The sequence below is a fragment of the Streptomyces sp. NPDC104106 genome, assembly GCF_055584345.1.
The window spans coordinates 229,378-248,714 of sequence record NZ_JBVJMF010000006.1 but is presented as its reverse complement, the minus strand read 5'-3'; the positions used below and the strand labels follow the sequence as shown (position 1 = coordinate 248,714).

18 protein-coding genes are annotated in these 19,337 nt (G+C 73.4%); 12 read left to right on the top strand and 6 right to left on the bottom strand.

Annotation, left to right across the window (positions count from 1 at the left end; translation table 11 throughout):
• Positions 1-211 precede the first annotated feature (211 nt).
• Positions 212-1,111, bottom strand: coding sequence for an N-acetylglucosamine kinase (locus ACZ60X_RS16960; protein WP_469598890.1), 900 nt, complete (start codon positions 1,109-1,111; stop codon positions 212-214).
• A 213-nt stretch (positions 1,112-1,324) separates the two neighbouring features.
• Between ACZ60X_RS16960 and ACZ60X_RS16955 the strand changes: the two genes are divergently transcribed.
• The 6 genes from ACZ60X_RS16955 (at position 1,325) to ACZ60X_RS16930 (ending at position 9,600) form a co-directional block, all read left to right on the top strand.
• Positions 1,325-2,470: an ROK family transcriptional regulator gene (locus ACZ60X_RS16955; RefSeq protein ID WP_469598888.1), complete on the top strand. Its 1,146-nt coding sequence runs from the start codon at positions 1,325-1,327 to the stop codon at positions 2,468-2,470.
• A 273-nt stretch (positions 2,471-2,743) separates the two neighbouring features.
• The gene (locus ACZ60X_RS16950) at positions 2,744-4,072 is read left to right on the top strand and encodes an extracellular solute-binding protein (protein WP_469598886.1); all 1,329 of its coding nucleotides are present in this window, start codon (positions 2,744-2,746) and stop codon (positions 4,070-4,072) included.
• A gap of 117 nt (positions 4,073-4,189) precedes the next feature.
• Complete coding sequence (locus ACZ60X_RS16945; RefSeq protein ID WP_469598884.1) at positions 4,190-5,101, top strand: carbohydrate ABC transporter permease; 912 nt, start codon at positions 4,190-4,192, stop codon at positions 5,099-5,101.
• Positions 5,098-6,000, top strand: a complete 903-nt coding sequence (locus ACZ60X_RS16940; protein ID WP_469598882.1) for a carbohydrate ABC transporter permease — start codon at positions 5,098-5,100, stop codon at positions 5,998-6,000. The genes ACZ60X_RS16945 and ACZ60X_RS16940 overlap by 4 nt, the downstream gene beginning before the upstream one ends.
• A 2-nt stretch (positions 6,001-6,002) precedes the next feature.
• On the top strand, positions 6,003-7,721 hold the full coding sequence (locus ACZ60X_RS16935; protein WP_469598880.1) for a hypothetical protein: 1,719 nt from the start codon (positions 6,003-6,005) through the stop codon (positions 7,719-7,721).
• A 49-nt stretch (positions 7,722-7,770) separates the two neighbouring features.
• The gene (locus ACZ60X_RS16930; RefSeq protein ID WP_469598878.1) at positions 7,771-9,600 is read left to right on the top strand and encodes a hypothetical protein; all 1,830 of its coding nucleotides are present in this window, start codon (positions 7,771-7,773) and stop codon (positions 9,598-9,600) included.
• 3 nt (positions 9,601-9,603) lie between these two features.
• Here ACZ60X_RS16930 and ACZ60X_RS16925 read toward each other — a convergent pair whose 3' ends face one another.
• Positions 9,604-10,266, bottom strand: a complete 663-nt coding sequence (locus ACZ60X_RS16925; protein WP_469598876.1) for a nucleoside/nucleotide kinase family protein — start codon at positions 10,264-10,266, stop codon at positions 9,604-9,606.
• 95 nt (positions 10,267-10,361) lie between these two features.
• Between ACZ60X_RS16925 and ACZ60X_RS16920 the strand changes: the two genes are divergently transcribed.
• Entirely contained in the window at positions 10,362-11,102 is a 741-nt protein-coding gene (locus ACZ60X_RS16920; RefSeq protein ID WP_469598874.1) for an HAD family hydrolase, read from the top strand.
• Complete coding sequence (locus ACZ60X_RS16915; protein ID WP_469598871.1) at positions 11,099-13,465, top strand: glycoside hydrolase family 65 protein; 2,367 nt, start codon at positions 11,099-11,101, stop codon at positions 13,463-13,465. The genes ACZ60X_RS16920 and ACZ60X_RS16915 overlap by 4 nt, the downstream gene beginning before the upstream one ends.
• A gap of 183 nt (positions 13,466-13,648) precedes the next feature.
• On the opposite strand, the gene ACZ60X_RS16910 is transcribed toward ACZ60X_RS16915, so the two are convergent.
• A complete protein-coding gene (locus ACZ60X_RS16910) occupies positions 13,649-14,542 on the bottom strand; it encodes a M48 family metalloprotease (protein WP_469598869.1) in 894 nt (297 codons plus the stop codon).
• Positions 14,539-14,922, bottom strand: a complete 384-nt coding sequence (locus tag ACZ60X_RS16905; protein WP_469598867.1) for a BlaI/MecI/CopY family transcriptional regulator — start codon at positions 14,920-14,922, stop codon at positions 14,539-14,541. Before ACZ60X_RS16905 ends, ACZ60X_RS16910 begins: the two co-directional genes overlap by 4 nt.
• A 367-nt stretch (positions 14,923-15,289) precedes the next feature.
• On the opposite strand from ACZ60X_RS16905, the gene ACZ60X_RS16900 reads away from it, so the two are divergent.
• Positions 15,290-16,276 carry a lysylphosphatidylglycerol synthase domain-containing protein gene (locus ACZ60X_RS16900; RefSeq protein WP_469598864.1) on the top strand — a complete coding sequence of 329 codons (987 nt, stop codon included), beginning with the start codon at positions 15,290-15,292 and terminating at the stop codon, positions 16,274-16,276.
• A gap of 74 nt (positions 16,277-16,350) precedes the next feature.
• Positions 16,351-17,205 carry a proteasome subunit beta gene (gene prcB / locus ACZ60X_RS16895; protein ID WP_469598862.1) on the top strand — a complete coding sequence of 285 codons (855 nt, stop codon included), beginning with the start codon at positions 16,351-16,353 and terminating at the stop codon, positions 17,203-17,205.
• Positions 17,206-17,256: 51 nt separating this feature from the next.
• On the opposite strand, the gene ACZ60X_RS16890 is transcribed toward prcB, so the two are convergent.
• Positions 17,257-18,099, bottom strand: coding sequence for a hypothetical protein (locus tag ACZ60X_RS16890; RefSeq protein WP_469598860.1), 843 nt, complete (start codon positions 18,097-18,099; stop codon positions 17,257-17,259).
• A 140-nt stretch (positions 18,100-18,239) separates the two neighbouring features.
• Here ACZ60X_RS16890 and ACZ60X_RS16885 point away from each other — a divergent pair, with 140 nt between their 5' ends.
• Positions 18,240-18,545 (top strand): hypothetical protein, encoded by a 306-nt coding sequence (locus tag ACZ60X_RS16885; protein ID WP_469598858.1) that lies wholly within the window; start codon positions 18,240-18,242, stop codon positions 18,543-18,545.
• A gap of 84 nt (positions 18,546-18,629) precedes the next feature.
• Positions 18,630-18,845, top strand: coding sequence for a hypothetical protein (locus ACZ60X_RS16880; RefSeq protein WP_469598855.1), 216 nt, complete (start codon positions 18,630-18,632; stop codon positions 18,843-18,845).
• Positions 18,846-18,866: 21 nt separating this feature from the next.
• Here ACZ60X_RS16880 and ACZ60X_RS16875 read toward each other — a convergent pair whose 3' ends face one another.
• Positions 18,867-19,253, bottom strand: coding sequence for a DUF2267 domain-containing protein (locus tag ACZ60X_RS16875; protein ID WP_469598853.1), 387 nt, complete (start codon positions 19,251-19,253; stop codon positions 18,867-18,869).
• Positions 19,254-19,337 lie beyond the last annotated feature (84 nt).

Sequence of the window (19,337 nt, the reverse complement as noted above, 5' to 3'; positions counted from 1 at the left end):
TGTGTCGTGCGGTGGGGTTTCGGTGTGGGGGTGGCACCGGTCCGTGGGCCAGTGCTGTGGCGCCTTGCGCGGGTGGTCCTTGTAGGGGGCGGGCGGGTCGGTGGCGGGTTCTCGGTGAGTGTGGTGGTGGACGTGGGGAGTCGGGGGCGGTGTGCCGCTGTCGGCCGGCCGGTGGGCCGGTGCGTCGGGCGGTGGGGTCCGGGCGTCGCGGTCACAGCAGCCCGCGCGCCAGCGTCACCGCGCCTTCCACCGGCGCCGCCCGCAGCGGCACCGGCCGGGCCGACGGCAGCTCCGCGGCGAGCGCGGCGGTGAAGGCGTCGTACAGCGGCGGCTGGGCGAGGACCGTGCTGCCCGCGACCACCACGTCGTCGGCCGCCACGCCCCGCCGGGCCAGCCGTACGACCAGCGCGGCCAGGGAGCGGCCCCCGGCGGCGATCACGTCACCGGCGAGCGCCGAGCCCGCCTCGGCGGCGGCGAAGACGGCCGGCGCGTGCCGGCCCCAGGCGGCGGACGGGGCGGTGGCACTCTCCAACGCCCCACCCAGAGCGGGCACTTCGGGCACGCCGAACGCGTCGAGGAGGGCCGCCGCCAGCGCGTCGGGCGCCGCGCCCCGATCGTGGGCGGCCCAGCAGGCGCGCACCGCCTCGCGGACCAGTCCGGCCGCGCCGCCCTCGTCGCCGAGGACCGCGCCCCAGCCGCCGACCTGCACGGCGGTGCCGTCGGCGCGCCGGCCCACGGCCACCGAACCGGTGCCCGCGACCAGGCCGACGCCCTTGTCCAGCCCGGCGGCCGGGACGAGGAGTTCGGCGTCGCCCACCACGAGCGCGGGCGCGTCGAAGTGGAGATGCAGGGCCGTGCGGATCTGCTCGCACTGGCGCGGGGTCTCGCAGGCGTGGCCGCCCACCGCCAGCGCCGACGGGCGCAGGCCGGTCGGCAGGGCCTCGGCGGTCAGCCGGGCCAGCCAGCCGGCGGCGGCGACCGGATCGTGCGGCCGCCAGCCGCTGCTCGTACGGACGTGGTCGGCGACCCGGTTGTGGCCGGCCAGGGCACGCAGATGTGTCTTGGTGCCGCCCACGTCGATGCCGACCAGGACGGGCGTGGTGTCCCGCACGGGACCTCTTTCGTCGTGTGCGCTGTCGTTCTTCGATGCGCGCGGTGCTGCGACGGCGGGCGAACCGTGCCGGAGGACAAGGGGGTTGGAGCGGTCGGGAAGCCCCGGGACGGGCCTCTGGCGGAGTACGGCAGGCGAGTACCGTGAAGTTCGTTAGGAAATTAACTAACGAAGTACAGTGCGTCAAGAGTTCACGCGACCTGTGGGAGAACCGTGGAACACGACGTGGTGGCGGCGCCCCGGCTGACCGAGAGCGCGAGCGCGGTCTTCGCCGTGCTCGCCCAGGCGGGCAGCGCGACCCGGCCACAACTGGCGAGCCTGGCCCGCCTGTCCAAACCGACGGTGTCCTCCGCCGTCGCGGAGCTGGAGAGCGCCGGGCTCGCCGCCCCCTCCGGCACCGCCTCCAGCGGCACCGGCCGCACCGCCGCCGTCTACCGGCTCGGGCCGCAGGCCGGCGCGGTCCTGGCCGTCGATCTCGGCCCGGACCTCACCCGGGTGCGGGGCTGCGCCCTGGACGGCACGCTGCTCGCCGAGGCCACCGGCTCCCGGGCCGGGGCCGCGGACGCGGTGACCGAGGCCCTCGACGCGCTGCCCGCCGCGGCCCCGCTGCGGGCCATCGTCGTCGCGATCGGCGACGTCAGCACACCCGCCACGGAGAGCGAGGGGGAGCGTCCGGCGACCGCCAAGGCGGGCCCGGTCTTCGACGCCGTGGCCGTCGCGCTGCCCCCGGGTGTCCCGGTCCACCTGGAGAACAACGTCAACTGCGCCGCCCTCGCCGAGCTGCACGAGGGTGCCGCGCGGGGCCGGGGGACCTTCGGCTATCTGCGGGTCGGCGTGGGCGTCGGCCTCGGCATCGTCGTCGGCGGCAAGGTGCTGCGCGGGGCGAACGGCGCCGCCGGTGAGCTGGCCCGGCTGCCCTACCCCTGGGACGACGGCCGTGAGCCGCGCCACGAGGCCCTGGAGGAGTACATCGGTGCCCGCTCGCTCCTGCGGCGGGCGGCCGAGGCCTGGCCGGCCGAGGACGGGCCCTGCCCGCGCAGCGCCGAGCAGCTCTTCGCCCTGGCCGGGGAGGGCCGGGCGGCGGCCCGCGCCGTGATCGGCCGCCATGCCGCCGACGTAGGGCGTCTCGCCGCCGCCGTGACCGCCGTACTGGACCCCGGACTGATCGTGCTGGGCGGCAGCACCGGCGCGGACCCGCAGCTGCTGCCCGGTGTGCGGGCGGAACTCGCCCGGCTGAGCTGGCCCACCGAGGTCGTCAGCAGCACGGTCGGGGATCTCGGCACGGTCGTGGGCGCCGCCCGGCTCGCGGTCTCCCGAGGAGTCCAAACCGTGACCGAGGCCGCGGGGGCGAAGGATTGACGGCCTCCGACTCGATCTGCCAATGTCCGGACAAGCGCTTTCTAAGTCGGCCGGGACGCCGACTCCGGGTGAGCCTCCCGCCCGTACGCGAAGTACGGCAGCCGCACGAGGGCGTGCTTGTGCGACGACGGCCCTCATGGCCGGGGACCCCACCGGTCAAGGCGACGCGGCCGGGCGAGGCCGTGCCCCCGGAAAGCGAAATCTCCTGCAAACGCACCCGTGCCGCCTCGGTCGGCGCCGTGCTCCGTCCCCTACGACGAAAAGGGATCGAAGATGACCAGTGTGGGTGTGCGGCGCTCCCGCCGACTCGGCCGCGGCGGCATACGCCGCGTGGTTCCCCTCGCTGCCGCTGCCGCGGCAGGCGCCCTTCTGCTCTCCGCCTGCGGGTCGGGGTCCGGATCGGGCGGGAACTCCAAGTCGCTGACGTTCTGGATCTCCACGGTCCCCGGGCAGGACGCGGGCTGGAAGAAGCTGGTGGCGCGGTACCAGAAGGAAACCGGCGTCACCGTCAAGCTCGTCAACATCCCCTACGACGGCTACCCGACGAAGCTGCACAACGCCGCGCAGGCGAACGCTCTGCCCGACGTGGCGGACGTGCCCGCGCTGGATCCGATCTGGTCGAACAAGCTGATCGACCTCAGCTCCATCGCCAACGACAAGAGCAACAACATCAACGGCAACTTCCCCGCCAAGGACTCGTCCGGGAAGGTGCTGTCCATCCCCTCGGACGTCACCGCGTCCGGTCTGTTCATCAACGAGACGCTGTTCAAGCAGGCCGGCGTCTCCGTCCCGACCTCGCCCCAGAGGACCTGGACCTGGACCGACTTCATCAAGGCGGCGAACACGGTCCGGGAGAAGACCGGCGCCAGGTACTCCCTGACGTTCGACCAGTCGCCGTCCCGGCTCCGCGCCATGGTGTACGAACTCGGCGGGAAGTACGTCCACGCGGATTCCTCCGGCACGTTCTCGGTGGACGCAGCGACCAGGAAGGCCGTGAACTTCTTCGTCGGACTGAACGACGACAAGACCATGCCGAAGTCGGTGTGGACCAGCGGCGCCGACCCGTCGGCCATGTTCCAGAGCGGTGACGTGGTCGCCTACTGGTCCGGCGTGTGGCAGGTTCCCGCCTTCGCGGAGAGCATCAAGAAGTTCCAGTGGGCCAGCGTCCCCACCCCCGCGGAGCCGGTCCAGGCGAGCGACGTCAACAGCGGCGGCATGATGGTCGGGTTCAACAACAACGGCGCCGCGGCCACCGCCGCGCAGAAGTTCCTGGCCTGGGTGTACGCGCCGAAGCAGTACACCGAGCTGGTCGAGTCCTCCGGGTTCCTCCCGGTCGAGAGCGGTCTGAACCCGAAGTACCCCTTCACCTCCGAGGCGGCGCAGACGGCCTTCAAGTTGTACAACCAGGAGATCCCGCTCTACGCCCCGATCTCCGGATACTTCAACACCGCGCAGACGAACTGGGTGCTGAAGGGCAAGAGCCTCACCACCGACCCGACCAAGACGGAGCTGGGCAAGGCGGTCAACGGCCAGCAGTCGGCCGACAAGGCCCTGGAGAACATCGTGGCCGGCTACAACCAGCAGGTCGGCGGCGGATCGTAGGCCACCGGGCCGGGCGGCGGGGCCGAGACACCGCCGCCCGGCCCCCCTCGCCCACGTGATGCCGGGCTCATGGCGTGAGCCCACAGGAACCCATTCCACCAGCACGGAGTCAGGAAGATGACAAAACGCGCCTCGGACGTGTCCGCGAGCCCGCCCAGGAGACGCAGCAGGTACACCCTCGCGCCGCTCGTCCTCGTCGCGGCCAATGTCGTGCTCTTCGCGCTGTTCTTCGTCTGGCCGGCGGTGATCGGGCTCGTCTACTCCTTCACGAACTACACCGGCGTGGGGGCGTTCCAGTTCGTCGGACTGGACAACTACAGCAACCTGTTCGGGGACTCCTCCTTCTACGACGCGCTGACCCGGACGCTGCTGTACACCGTCCTCTTCGTTCCGCTGAACTTCGCGCTCTCGCTGCTCATCGCCAACGTGCTGGTGAGCAAGCATGCCAAGGGCACGTCGGTCGCCCGCGTCATCTTCTTCATCCCGTGGCTGCTGTCGCCCATCGTCGTGGGTGTCCTGTGGCGGTGGCTGTTCGGCGAGAACTTCGGACTGGTCAACTACGTCATCGAGAAGCTCGGCGGGCACGCGATCGCGTGGCAGTCGAACGCGGACCTGTCGCTGCTGGTGGTGGTGATGGCGGCGTCCTGGGCCTGGACGGGCTTCTCGATGCTGCTGTTCATCGCGGCGATCAAGAACGTACCGGTGTCGTACTACGAGGCGGCCTCGCTGGACGGCGCCGGTCCGTGGCGCCAGTTCATCAGCATCACGCTGCCGAGCATCGCGCCCACGTCGTTCATCGTCATCCTGCTCAACACGATCAACGCGATGAAGGAATACCCGCTGTTCGTCTCCCTCAACAACGGTGGACCCGGAACGTCGAACAACCTGCTTGTCCAGTACATCTATCAGACCGGCTTCCAACGGGGCCAGATCGGCTACGCGAGCGCCGCGTCATTCGTGCTCATGCTCATCCTGATGGCCGTCGCGATCATCCAGCTGATCGCCAACCGGCGGATGGAGAACCGATGACAACCACAGACATGCCCCGCCGGGTCGACGCCGACCCCGGACGGGCCGTTTCCACAAAGCGGTCCCCGGGAGCGGGCAGCGGTGGGCTCCGGCGGGCGGTGTCCGCGACGACACTGCTGTGGATCCTGGCGTGCCTCTACGGGCTGCCGGTGCTGTGGTTCGTCCTCAGCTCCCTCAAACCGGCCGGGGACCTGTTCTCCTATCCGCTGACGCTGGTTCCGCACCACCCCACCCTGTCGGGTTACCTGACGGCGTGGCGCAGTGCCAACTTCTCCCAGTACTTCATCAACACGACCATCGTGTGCGTGATCACGACGGTCCTCACGGTGGCAGCCAGCTGCTGCACCGGGTACGCGCTGGCCAAATACGACAACAAGTGGCTCAAGGCGTTCTTCCTCTGCATCCTGGCCACCACGATGCTGCCGTCCGAGGTCATGCTCGCCCCGGAGTTCCTGGTGGTCCGCAACCTCGGCCTCTACAACTCGTTCACCGGCATCATCCTCCCGGCCGTGCTCACCGCGACCGGCTGCTTCATGTTCCGTCAGTTCTTCCTGACGGTGCCCGACGAACTCGTGGAAGCCGCACGCATCGACGGCGCCCGCGAACTGTCGATCTTCCTGCGGGTCATGGTGCCGCTCTCCCGGCCCATCATGCTGACCCTCGCCATCATGTCCTTCCAGTGGCGGTGGAACGACTACATCTGGCCGCTGCTGATGCTCAACGACCCCTCCAAGTTCACCGTGCAGATCGGCATCCAGAGCATCGTCGGCGCGCAGAACATCAACTGGTCGGTACTGCTCGGCGCATCCGTCATCTCCATGATCCCGCTGATCGTCATCTTCCTGGTTTTCCAGCGCTACGTCATGAACGCCGACATCAACGCCGGCCTGAAGGACTGACCGTGCCCACCCCGCTCGACCACGAGTTCGTCCGCGCGGTGGCCCGCGCCGCCGACCGGCTGGCCGCCCCGCTGGCGGCCGGCCCCGACGAGGAACCCGCCGGTGTGCCGCACCGCGGCCTGGCACGCCGGGTGAAGACCCTGGTCGCGGCGTACCGCTCCGCGGACTCGGCCCTGCACGGCAGCAGGCAGGTCATCGCCGCCGCGATGACCCACCTCGCCGCCCTGCGGGCCGCGCAGACACCCACCGGACTCTTCGCCGGCGGGGACAACGTGCAGTCACCGCCGGACTCCGCGTTCACCGTCAACGACGTGTGCGACGCGCACGTCCTCGCCGCCGACGCGGGGCCCGGACTGCGCGACGTCACGGCCGCGCTCGCCGAGATCGCCGACGCCGCCTCCGGCAGTCTCCTGACCGGTGGGGTGCACACACCGAACCACCGCTGGGAGCTGTGCGCGGCGCTGGCCAGGCTGCACCGGTCGTTCCCGGACGACCGGCTGCTCGACCGCGTGGAGGAATGGCTCGCCGAGGGCGTCGACATCGACGCCGAGGGCCTGTACTCGGAACGGAGCGCCAACTACGCGGCCCACGTGTCCAACCCTTCGCTCCTGCTGCTGGCCGGCGTGCTCGGCCGCGCCGACCTGCTGGACGCCCTCGAACGCAATCTCGCCACGACCCTGGACCTCATCAGGCCGGACGGCACGGTGGAGACCGTCCACTCGCGACGGCAGGACCAGAACCACCCGTTCCCGCTGGCGCCCTACCTGCCGCACTACCGGCTGCTCGCGATCCGCACCGGCCGGGGCGACTTCAGCCGGGCGGCGCGGCTGGCGGCCGCCGACGGCATCGACGACCCCGACCTGCTCGCCCAGACCCTCCTCACCCCGGACCTGTGCCGCGCACTGCCCGCACCGGCCGTGGAGACACTGCCCCGCGACAGGTACATCACCACCGCACGCCTTGCCACGCGCGCCTCGGCCGGCGCGCACACGGTGGTGTACGGCGGCTCCGACGTACCCGAGCACCGGCGCATCCGCTCGGGCCTCGCCTGCAATCCCACCTTCCTGCGCCTGTTCGCCGGCGCCGCCGTCCTGGACGCGGTCCGCCTCTCACGGGGGTTCTTCGACATGGGCCCGTTCCGGGCCGCCGGCCTGCGACGGCTCGCCCACGGCCGCTACCAGCTCACCGAGACCCTGTCGGCCGCCTACTACCAGCCGCTCCCGCCGGACCGGCGGGAGAACGACGGCGCCTACCGGATGGCGGACGAGGGACGCTTCTCGGCCGCGATGGCCTTCCCGGACCGGCCACGGGACGAGGTCTCACAGACGACGCGCGTCGAGGCGGACCTCCGGGAGGACGGCGCCGACCTGCGGATCGACATCAGCGGACCACGTGTGCCCTGGGCCCTCGAACTGACCTTTCGGCCGGGCGGCGTGCCGGGCGGCGCGGTACCGATCGGCGACGGACGCTGGTGCCTGACGACCGGGCCGATGACCTACCGGGTCGGCGACGACGAGATCCGGGTCGAGGCCCGCGTCGAGGCAGGCGAACCGCTTGCCGGGCCGGACCGGAGCGACGTACTGCGGTACGACCCGGGTCAGGACTACACCGTGGCGGGCGGCACCGACGCGACGACCGGGAACCGCGTCTACGTCGGTGGGCACGGCCCGCACACCCTGACCGTCGCACTGCGCGCCCGCCGGCCCGCAACCGTCGTGTGACCCCGACGACCCACGCCATGGCCACCTCAGGCATGAAGGGCTGATCCCCGTGCACCTGCCCCACCAGCGCGGCCCGCTGCACGACCTGCCGGACACCCCGCAGGCGTACGACGCGGTCCTTTCCGACGTGACCGAACAGGCCCTCGCCCGGCTCACCCCCGAGGGCAGCCTCGAACACCCCGGCGCCCACGACGACGTCGGCGACACCTCGCTCGGCATCACCTCCCTGCTCGCCCTCGCCTGGCAGCGCGGCAAGGACCCCCGCCTGCCCGACGCCGTGCGCCGCAGCCTCGCCTTCCACCTGCGCGAGCGCGTGTACACCGCGGACAACCCCGGCTACCCCAACCTCCGCCTGACCGACTCCCGCCTGCCGTACGCCCGGTACGTCCTCGAACCGGGCGCCCACCCGATCGGCGACTGGCCCAGCACCGTCTGGGCGCTGCTCCAGGCGGTCAACGTCCTCGACGCGGCCGAGGGCCTGGTCGGGGACGAACAGCGGGCGGAACTTCTCCGGCTGGCGCACGGCTACTGGCGCTGGCTGACCGAGGCCACCTTCTTCAACCCGCAGCAGGCCGGCAACCAGGCCATCGGCTGCGTGGTCGGCGGCCTGATGCTCGCCCGCCATCTCCCGTCCGGCCGGGGCGAACCGGTGCGGGCGCGGGCGCTGAGCCTGTACGCCGAGGAGATCCGCGCCCACCGCGTCCGCGACCGGGGCGCCCTGCTGCCCCCCGAGCACGGCGGCGCCTACGACAACAACTACGGCCCGATCTCCCTGTCCTTCCTCGCCCAGGCCCACCGGATCAGCGGCGCGGACATGTTCGCCGAGGACGGCGACACCCTCGCCCGCTATATCGACGCCCGCCTGACCAGCGGCGGTTACGACTGCGGCGGTCCCCGCTACAGCGAACAGCACTCCGGCTTCGAGTCCGTCCTGGGGCTGCGGTACTTCGGCGCCCGCATCGGCGCCGACCTGGGCCGCTACCGGGGCGACACCCGCTGGGGCCGGCACGCCGTGCAGGGCGACGGCCGGATCGACGGGCACTTCGCGTTCATGCTCGTCTGGCAGATCCAGGACCCCACCCGCTGGCACCGCGTCCCCTCTCCGCACCCCGCCCGCCATCAACTGCGCTCCGGCACCGTGTCGGTGGCCTTCGACAGCCGGATGACCCCCGCCCTGATCGAGGCCGGCGGCACCTACTACCTGCCCGCCGCCGTGCGCCGCCGGCACGGCGTCGGCCCGGTCACCGACGGCTTCCTGCTGTGCCGCCCCATGGGCGAGGTACGGGTCCGCGACGTCCGCGCCGACGGGCTCGCCGCCAAACTCGTCACCAAACCGGTCGTCGGCCGCGACCACGTCCTGCGCCATGTCCGCTCCCTGTACGTCACCGACGGCACACGCCTGTGGGTCACGGTCGCCGTGGAGCGGCTCGACGGGACGCCGTACCTGCTGTCCGGGATGCCGTACGCCGCCGACGACGGCGACCGGGTACGCCGCACCGCCGAGGGCGAGGTCGCGTCGGCAGGCGCCCTGCGCCTCACACATCCCGCGCAGAGCGGACCGGACCACTTCGACGCCCGCGCCGAACTCACCCAGGAACAGGCCGCGTTCGCGCTCGCCGCCGACCCGCGCGGCTACGGCGACCCCGACGAGGGCTGGCGCCACCTGGTCTCCTCCACCGCCCTGGAGGCCGGCCCGGCGCCCGGCGCACCCGCGGGGCTGCACGTGTTCGCCGTACGGTACGGGCCCGGCGGGGACTTCGCGCCCGCCTTCGAGGAGACCGGGGAGGGGCTCGCCGTGCGCACGGAACGCTTCACGGCGGTCCTCGGCCCCCTCGCCGGGGACCGCCGGGGCGAGCCCACGCTCACCCTGCGCGGCTGAGCGTCAGCGGTCGGGGAGCGCGGCGGACGGGAGCGCGGCGGGCGGCACCACCAGGTCCGCCCGCCCCCGCGTCGCCGCCACCAGGCCGGCGTTGCGCTGGTCCGTGCCCAGCACCCACGCCACGGCGCTGTCGTGATCCTTGCCGAACTCCTCGTGCCGGGCGACCAGCCGGCGGATCCGCTCGTCCTCGGCGATCGCGCAGAACCACACCTCGTCCAGCAACGGCCGCACCCGCGCCCACGGACCCTCGGTCAGCAGCAGGTAGTTGCCCTCCGTCACCACCAGCCGGGCGGCCGGCGGCACCGGGATCGCGCCCGCCAGCGGCTGCTCCAGGACCCGCTCGAACCCGGGCGCGTACACCACCTCCCCGGTGTCCTCGCGCAGCCGGCGCAGCAGCACCGCGTACCCGGCCGCGTCGAAGGTGTCCGGGGCGCCCTTGCGGTCCCGGCGGCCCAGGCGGTCCAGCTCGGCGTCGGCCAGGTGGAAGCCGTCCATCGGGACGTGCGCGACCCAGGGCGGGCCGTCCGCGTTCAGCGCGCGCACGAGGTGCTCGGCCAGGGTCGTCTTGCCCGCGCCGGGACTGCCCGCGATGCCGAGCACGGCACGCCGCCCGTGCCCGGCGAGGGCACGGGCGCGGGTCAGGAGGTCGTCGAAGGTCAGCGGCACACCGGACAGTGTGGCACCGGAACTCTTGCCGAAAGCGCCCGCTGATGTGGCGTGCGCCACCCCCTGAAGTGCGGTTCATGGGGAAGAGTGCCCTTATGACTCAGCTCGGTCTGCCAGAAGCGATCCAAGCCTGTCTGTTCGATCTGGACGGGGTCGTGACCAAGACGGCCGTCGTGCACGCGGCCGCGTGGAAGGAGACGTTCGACCAGTTCCTGCGCGACTACGACGGTGCGCAGGGGCGGCCCTTCGACCCGGTCGGCGACTACGACGAGTACGTCGACGGCCGCCCCCGCGCGGACGGGGTGCGCGCCTTCCTCGACTCGCGCGGCATCCACCTGCCCGAAGGCACCCCGGACGACCCACCGCAGGCCCGTACCGTCCACGGCCTCGGCAACCGCAAGAACGACCTGCTCCTGGAGAAGATCCGCAGCGGCGGGGTGGAGGCCTACGAGGGCACCCTGTGCTATCTGGAGGCGGTGCGTGCCGAAGGGCTGCGCACGGCGATCGTCTCCTCCAGTGCCAACTGCCGGGACGTGCTGCGCGCGGTCGGCGCGGAGCACTTCTTCGACGTGCGCATCGACGGCGTCGTCGCCGCCGAGCGGCACCTGCCCGGCAAGCCGCACCCCGACACCTTCCTCGCCGCCGCCCACGACCTCGGCGTCGAACCCGCCCGCGCGGCCGTCTTCGAGGACGCGCTCGCCGGGATGGACGCCGGACGCGCGGGCGGTTTCGGGTACGTCGTCGGCGTCGACCGCGTCGGCCAGGCCGACGCGCTGTACGCGCACGGCGCGACCACGGTCGTCGAGGACCTCGCCGAGCTGGGAGGCAAGGAGTGATCACCGACCGGTCGTACGCCGTCGAGCCCTGGGCCGTGCGCGAGACCGCCCTCGACCTCGACGTCCTCGCCCAGAGCGAGTCGGTCTTCGCGCTGTCCAACGGCCATGTCGGCTGGCGCGGCAACCTCGACGAGGGAGAACCGCACGGCCTGCCCGGCAGCTACCTCAACGGCGTGCACGAGGTGCACCCGCTGCCGTACGCCGAGGCCGGATACGGCTACCCGGAGTCGGGGCAGACCGTCATCAACGTCACCAACGGCAAGATCCTGCGGCTGCTGGTGGACGACGAGCCGTTCGACCTGCGCTACGGCCGGCTCGTCGCGCACGAACGGGTCCTGGACCTGCGCCGCGGGGTGCTGGAGCGGACCTGCGAGTGGACCTCGCCGGCCGGCTCCACGGTCCGGGTGCGCTCCACCCGGCTGGTGTCGCTGACCCAGCGCGCGGTGGCCGCGGTCGCCTACGAGGTCCAGGCCGTCGGTCGCCGCAGCCGCGTGGTGATCCAGTCGGAGCTGGTCGCCAACGAGACGCTGCCGGACTCCGACGGCGACCCGCGCGCGGCGATCGCCCTGCAGTCGCCGCTGGAGCAGGAGGACCACTTCGCCTCCGGCAACCGGCTGCGGCTGGTGCACCGCACCCGGCGCAGCGGCCTCAGGGTCGCCGTGGCCGCCGACCACGTCGTCAGCGGCCCCGAGCGCACCACCACCCGCAGCGAGAGCGGCACCGACACGGCCCGGCTGACCGTCACCTCCGTACTGGAGCCCGGCCAGACCCTGCGCGTGGAGAAGCTGGTCGCGCACGGCTGGTCCGGCGCCCGCTCGCTGCCCGCCATGGCCGACCAGGTCGACGCCGCGCTCGCCGCCGCCGCGCACGACGGCTGGCAGGGCCTGCTCGCGGACCAGCGGGCCTGCCTGGACGACTTCTGGGCGCGGGCGGACGTCGAGGTGGAGGGCGACGAGGAGATCCAGCAGGCCGTCCGCTTCGCCCTGTTCCACGTCCTGCAGGCCGGCTCCCGCGCCGAGCAACGCGCGATCCCGGCCAAGGGCCTGACCGGCTCGGGATACGACGGACACGCCTTCTGGGACACCGAGATGTTCGTCCTGCCCGTGCTCACCCACACCGAGCCCACGGCGGTCGCCGAGGCTCTGCGGTGGCGCTGGAACACCCTGGACGAGGCCCGCGAACGCGCGGCCCAACTGGGGCTCGCCGGCGCCGCCTTCCCCTGGCGGACCATCGCCGGACCGGAGGGCTCGGCGTACTGGCCGGCCGGCACCGCGGCCTTCCACGTCAACGCCGGGATAGCCGACGCCGTCGTCCGGTACGTCGAGGCCACGGGCGACGGCGCGTTCGAGCGCGAGGTGGGCACGGAGCTGCTGGTGGAGACGGCCCGGCTGTGGCGCTCGCTGGGCCACCACGACGCGCACGGCGTCTTCCACGTGGACGGCGTCACCGGCCCCGACGAGTACAGCGCGGTCGCCGACGACAACACGTACACCAACCTGATGGCCCGGCAGAACCTGCTCGCGGCGGCCGACGCCGCCGAACGCCACCCGGAGCAGGCGGCGCGGCTCGGCGTGGACGCGGAGGAGAGCGCGGCCTGGCGGGACGCCGCCGAGGCGATGCACATCCCCTACAACGCCGAACTCGGCGTCCACGAACAGCACGCCGGGTTCACCCGCTACCAGCGCTGGGACTTCGCCGGCACCCGCCCCGACCAGTACCCGCTGCTGCTGCACTTCCCCTACTTCGACCTCTACCGCAAGCAGGTCGTCAAACAGGCCGACCTGGTGCTGGCCATGTACACCTGCGCGGACTACTTCGAGCGGACGGGCGACGGCACGGCGGCCGAGGAGCAGATCGCCCGGAACTTCGCCTACTACGAGCCGCTGACCGTCCGGGACTCCTCGCTGTCCGCCTGCGTCCAGGCCGTCATGGCCGCACGGACCGGCCATCTGGACCTCGCCTTCGCCTACACGGCCGAGGCGGCCCTGATGGACCTTCAGGACCTGGAGCACAACACCCGCGACGGGCTGCACATCGCCTCGCTGGCGGGCACCTGGGTGGCGCTGGTGGCGGGCTTCGGCGGACTGCGCCGCGACGGCGAGAGCCTGCGCTTCACACCCCGGCTGCCCGAGCGGCTGAGCCGGCTCGCCTTCAACGTCCGGTTCCGCGGCCGCACGCTGCGCGTGGACATCGGCCCGGACAAGGCGTCGTACGCGCTCCTGGACGGCCCGGCCCTGACCCTGCGCCACCACGGTGAGCCCCTGACGGTGACCACCGACGACCCGGCCGTCCGCGCCGTCCCGCCGACAGTGCGCCGCCCGGCTCCCGAGCAGCCGCCGCACCGGGCGCCGAACGGGGGGTGACACCCGCGGCCGCCGGTAACCCGACGGCACGCTCAGCGTCGCCGGCCCGGCGGGCCGGCTCAGCTCAGCACGCCGGACAGCAGTCCCATCGGGTCGCCCGTCGCGTCGGCGGTCGGGGTGCCGAGGGGAGGGCGGTTGCGGCGGTGGGCGGGTCTGGAGGGCCGCGATGCGCCGGGTGAGGGGTCAGGTGAGGACGCCGGACAGCAGTCCCATCAGGTCGCCGGTCGCGTCGGCGGCCAGCAGGGCGGGCAGCGCCCCCAGGGCGAGGACGGCCGCGGCGGCGGGCCACAGGTGCGGTAGCGGGCCGGTCTGGAGGGCCGCGATGCGCCGGGTGACGGCCCGGTCGGTGAAGCCGAGGACACAGGCGGTCCGGGCGCGGCCCGCCGAGAGCGCGGCGCGGGCCAGCGCCCGGGCGGTGACACGTCGGTCGCCGACCGCGGCCGCGGCCTGCTCGTCCGCCCAGCGCTCCACGAGGAACGCGACGGCCGTACGCACCGGGGCCAGCAGCGGATTGGCGGCCGCGGCGAGCGTCACCGCCGTCACCAGAGCCCCGTGCCGGTACGCAAGATGGGCCCGCTCGTGCGCGAGCAGCACCCGCCGCTCGGCCGGCGCCAGCGCCCTCAGCATCGCCGAGGTCACGAGGATCCGGCCCGGCCGGCCCGGGATCGCGAACGCCTGCGGCACCGGGGAGGCGGCGACGATCAGCTCGGTGCCGGCCGGCTGCCCGGCACACAGTCGGCGCAGCGCCCGCCGCGTGGACCGGTCGGCCCGCACGGCCCGGTGCACCCGTACGGCGACGACCAGCAGGGCGAGACACGCGCCGAGACCGATCGCCTCCGGCACCGGATCCATGACCGGACGCCCCGCCTCGCGGGCCTCGCGGATCACCGGCGGCGCGTCCCCGAGCAGCGCGGCGGCCAGCAGCGCCAGCGACCAGGTGGTGGCCGCGGCCGTCGCCACGGCGGCCGCCGCCAGCACGGGGACGGCGAGCGCCGGGGCCACCCGGCGGGCGATCACCGGTCCGACCGCCGCCAGCAACAGCGACAGCACCAGCGGACCGTAGACGTCGAACCTCATGCGCTCTCTCCGGCGAGCAGTTCCCGCAGCGCCCGCTCTTCCTCGGGGCTCAGCCCGGTGACGAACTGCTGCAGCGCGGCGATCGGGTCCGGTCCCCGGTCCAGCGCCTCGTGCATCGCCTCGGCGGTCAGTTCGGCCGCGTTCTTCGCGGGCCGGTACGCGCCGCGCCGGCCGTCCGCGTCCCGCAGCACCAGCCCCTTGTCGTACAGGCGCTTGAGGATCGTGTGCACCGTGTTGTAGGCGAGCGCCCCGTCGATCTCGGCCTGGATCTCCGCCGGGGTCAGCGGCCGCTCGGTCGCCCACAGAGCGGCCAGCACCTCGCTCTCCAGCTCCCCGGCGCTGCGCCGTTCCGCCCTGCCGCGGGCCTCCGTGCCAGCCATGCCCCAACCTTACAGCGCGTAGTGCGTCGGCCGGACGGCCCCGTCCACCCGGCAAAAGGCCGCGATACGAGGTAGTTTGGCGGTGTTTCCCCGGGCCTCGACGGTGTGCGCACCGCCGCCGCCGGCGGTGGCGTCGTGAGTCCCGCCCTCAGTACTACAGGCTGTAGGGTGACGATGGTTCCGTACGCAGCGGGGCAAGAGGGGTGATCATGGCCGCCAGCGCGCACGGCGCACATACCGGACCACGGGGCGAACGCCCCTGCCCCGGGCCGGAGTCCGGCCCGCCGCCCCGGACCACCGCTCCGCCCGCCCCCCTCGGCCCGGCCGCCCGGCAGCGGCCCCGATCCCGCGTGCCCGGGACGGGTCGATGACGTCCCCCGGCACGAAGACGGCGCCCGCCACGCAAACGACCCCGCGCACCGACCCCCCCGCCTGCTCCCCGCGTCGCCACGCCTACTGGCACGCCGCCGTCCTGCTCGCCGTGCTGCTCGGCGGGCTGTACCTGGCCCGCCGGCACTGGACCGTGCTGCAGAGCGGGGCCGGCCGGCTGGCCGGGGCCGACCAGGGGTGGCTGCTGGTCGGCGCGAGCGCGGCACTCGGCACCTGGGCGGCCTCGGCGCTGGCGCAGCAGGGCGCGGTCCTGTGCCGGCTGCCCGGCCCCCGCTTGGTCGCGGCCCAGTTCGCCGCCTCCGCCGCCAACCACCTGCTGCCCGCCGGGCTCGGCGCGGGCGCGGTCAACGTGCGGTTCCTGATGCGCTGCGGGCTGCCGGCCGCCCGCAGCGCCGGCGCCCTCGCCGTCAAGACCGCCGCCGGTGGCGTCGTCCGCCTCACGCTGATAGCGCTGCTCGTCCCGGCCTGTCCGGGCCTGCTGCGCCTGCCGCACCTCTCCGCCGCAGCCCTCGCCTGCGTGCCGGCCGTCGCCGCCCTCCTGGCGCTGCTGTTCGCGACCCCCTGGTGGCCGCGCTGCCACCGGGCCCTCGCGGCCGTACTCGCCGACATCCGCGCGCTGCACGCCAGCCCCGCCCGCGCCGCGGCCCTGTGGGGCGGCTCCCTCGCCTTCGCCGCACTGCACTGCCTGGTCCTCGTCTCCGTGGGCGAGGCCGTCGGACTGCCTCTGCCCCCGCTCCAGGTAGCGCTGCTCTACCTCGCCGCGAGCAGCGCCGCCGCCCTGCTGCCCACACCCGGCGGCCTCGGCTCCCTGGACGCGGCGCTCGCCCTCGCCCTCACCGTCTCCGGCGCCCCCGGAGCGGCCGCCGCCTCCGCCGTGCTCGGCTACCGGCTGCTGACCGTGTGGCTGCCCCTGCTGCCGGGCCTGCTGGTGCTCGGGGTACTGGTGCGGCGCAAGGTCCTGTGAGACACGGGGAGTTTCCCGCGCGGCCGCATCAGGTAGGAGTCCGGTGTCACATGCCGTACAGGAGGGGGCGAGACATGGCCGGGAACGAGACCGCGGGGCTGCCGAGCGAGGTGTTCTTCACGCCGGGGACGTCGTCCTTCACCGATTTCCTGGCCGCACACCGACCCGGACTCCTGCCCACCGCCCAGCGGCTCCCCGACGGGGTGCGCGCCGCCCCCGACAGCTTCCCCCACGGCACCACCGTGCTCGCCCTGACCTACGGCGACGGCGTGCTGATCGCCGGCGACCGGCGGGCCACCATGGGCAACCTCATCGCCCAGCGCGACCTGGAGAAGGTGCACCCCGCCGACGACTACACGGCCGTCGCATTCGCCGGCACCGTCGGACTCGCGGTCGACATGGTGCGCCTCTACCAGGTCGAGCTGACGCACTTCGAGAAGATCGAGGGCATCCCGATGACCCTGGCGGGCAAGGCGACCCGGCTCGCGGCCATGATCCGGCAGAACATGCCCCAGGCCATGCAGGGCCTCGCCGTTGTCCCGCTGCTCGCCGGGTACGATCCGACCGCTCCCGACGGCGGACGCGGCCGCATCTTCGGCTTCGACCCGGCCGGCGGCCTGTACGAGAAGCGCGACTTCTACGCCGAGGGCTCCGGTTCCCCGTACGCCCGTGGCGCCCTGAAGAAGCTCTACCGTCCCGGCCTGACCCGCCGCGAGGCCGTCCTCGCCGCCCTCCACGCGCTGTACGACGCGGCCGAGGACGACTCGGCCACCGGCGGCCCCGATCTGAACCGGCGCATCTTCCCGGTCGTCGCGGTGATCACCGAGGACGGCTTCGAGCGGCTGCCGGAGACGGAGACCGAGGAACTGAGCCGGGAGATGGTCCTGCGCCGCGAGGACCGCCCGGACGGACCGCACGCCGCTCCCTGACCGGCTCCACGCCCCTCTGCGCGGCCGTGAACCGCCGCTCCCGGCGCACGGTCACGGTGTGCCGGGCCGGGACTCGTAGTGCAGGCTGTGGAAACGTCCGGCTTCCTCGCGGCCCGCGGGGTCGCCGCCCAGCGCCCGTACGGCCGCGACGGCGTACCGCCGTTCCCGCTCGTCGGTGAACAGGCGCTGCGGATAGGTGCGCGCGACATCGACGGTGGTGCCCAGGCCGTGCGCGGCCAGTGTCCGGACAATCGGGTGGTACGACACCGTGCGCAGCACGAACGCGCTGACCCACACCGGTCGGCGGGCACCGTCCAGCAGGGCCGTGAACGTCCGGGCGGTGATGTAACTGCCGCCGCCCGTCAGCGTGATGAGCCCGACCTGCGCGAGCGCACGGCCCAGTGCGGGGCCGGGCGCGCCCTGCTCCAGGTCGTCCGTGAAGGCGGCGTCCAGCAGCCCCACCTCGCGGGCGTAGCGCACGGCCGGGGCCGCGACGTCCAGCCCGAACACCGGCACCGCGTCGGGGCGGCGCCGCGCGGCGTAGAACTCCTTGTCCCGCGCCGCGAGTTCCGCCGTGGACAGCTTCCGGTGCGCGGGGGAGGTGTACCGCGCGTACAGCTGCGCCAGTGTCACGTCGTGGTTGAGCAGCGCGGCGTTGATCCCGTACGAGCAGCACAGGTCCAGCACCGCCGGTCTGCCGGGCCGGCCGTCGTCGAGCGCGGCCCGCTCGGCGGCGGCCCGCCGGAAGACCGGCTGGGCGTGGTGCGGGATCTCGTACTCCAGCGGGGCCAGCCGCGTGAAGTAGGCGCGGGGGTCGGGTCTGTCGTAGATCTCGTCGAACCGCGACTTGCCGCCCGCCGGGCTCTCGGTACCGCCACCGCTCGACGCGGCCATGCCCTACTCCTTTCCCTGCCCTGGTGAACAGCTTCCCTCCTCGGTCCGTCCCGCGCCCGCGCAGGCGCGATCGGTGCCGCGGACCTACGGTGGTCGAAGGGGCGCCGTCGAGCCGGACCGGCACAGCGCAGGAGGCCGCGATGGAAGAGCACTTCGTCTGGGTGACGACCCGCCGCATCCGGCCGGGGACCCTGGAGGACTTCGAGAGGGCGTGGCGGCCGGACACGCACCCGCCGGGGATGCGCCGTGCCTTCGCGTACTGGTCCCAGGACGGGCAGGAGATCACCGGGGTCTCGTTCTGGGACTCGAAGGAGGCGTGCGACTCCTGGCGGGCCTCCGCCTCCGAGGCCGAGCGGCGTGTCGTGATGGCCCCGTACGTCATGGAGGAAGGGGAGGGCTTCTACCAGGGCGGCGAGCTGTCCATCCCCGGTGACGGCCCGCGGTGAGTCGGGCGAGGCCACCGCGCGGCGGAGTGCGCGCGAAGGCGGGCCGGCCCGCATGAGCGGGCCGGCACGGGGCACCCATGAGCTATGGAAGGCGCGCCGGTGATTGTGCAGCCGCCGGGGCCCGACGGTGGCCGTCGGGTCACGATCCGCGGTGAGCCGGCAGGCACGGCGTACCACCTGCTGGACGTGATCGAGTTTCTGCGCCGGCAAGGCCTACCCGAGTCCAGTACGACCCTCGACGACCCGGACCTGATCGAGTGGCGCGGCGGTGGGCCGCAGGCCTGGACCGAGGGCGGGTGACCTGTCGGTCCCGGGCGCGGATCAGGCCGGTCCCGCTCTGCCGAACAGTTCCGCGTAGCCGGCCGGCAACTGGGACAGCAGGTGGTCGACCTCGCCGCCGGACACCGCGTCGGCGAGCGTGGCCAGGACCGCGCCGGCGTCCCACTCGGCGGTCCGCGGCCGGGCTCCGGTCTGCTCGGCGACGCGCCGCAGGAACTCCTCCCGGCCTGCGCAGGCCGGCCCGCCCCGCTCCCCGTGCAGCACGTCGTCCAGCGGGGCGGGCAGCTGCGCCGCCAGGTGGTCGGCCTCCTCGGGGGGAATGCGGTCGGCGAGCACCCGCAGCACGGCCGTACTGATGTGCTCGGCCTCCTCCTGGCTGTGGTACTCCCCGCGGTCACGGACCTGTGTCAGAAACTCCGCCAGCTTCACGGTGCCCTCCTGCCGTCCGCCCCCGCTCTCCGTCCCCCTCGCGCCGGCCTCCGGGTGCCCGCCGCACGGGAAGCGGAAACCGCT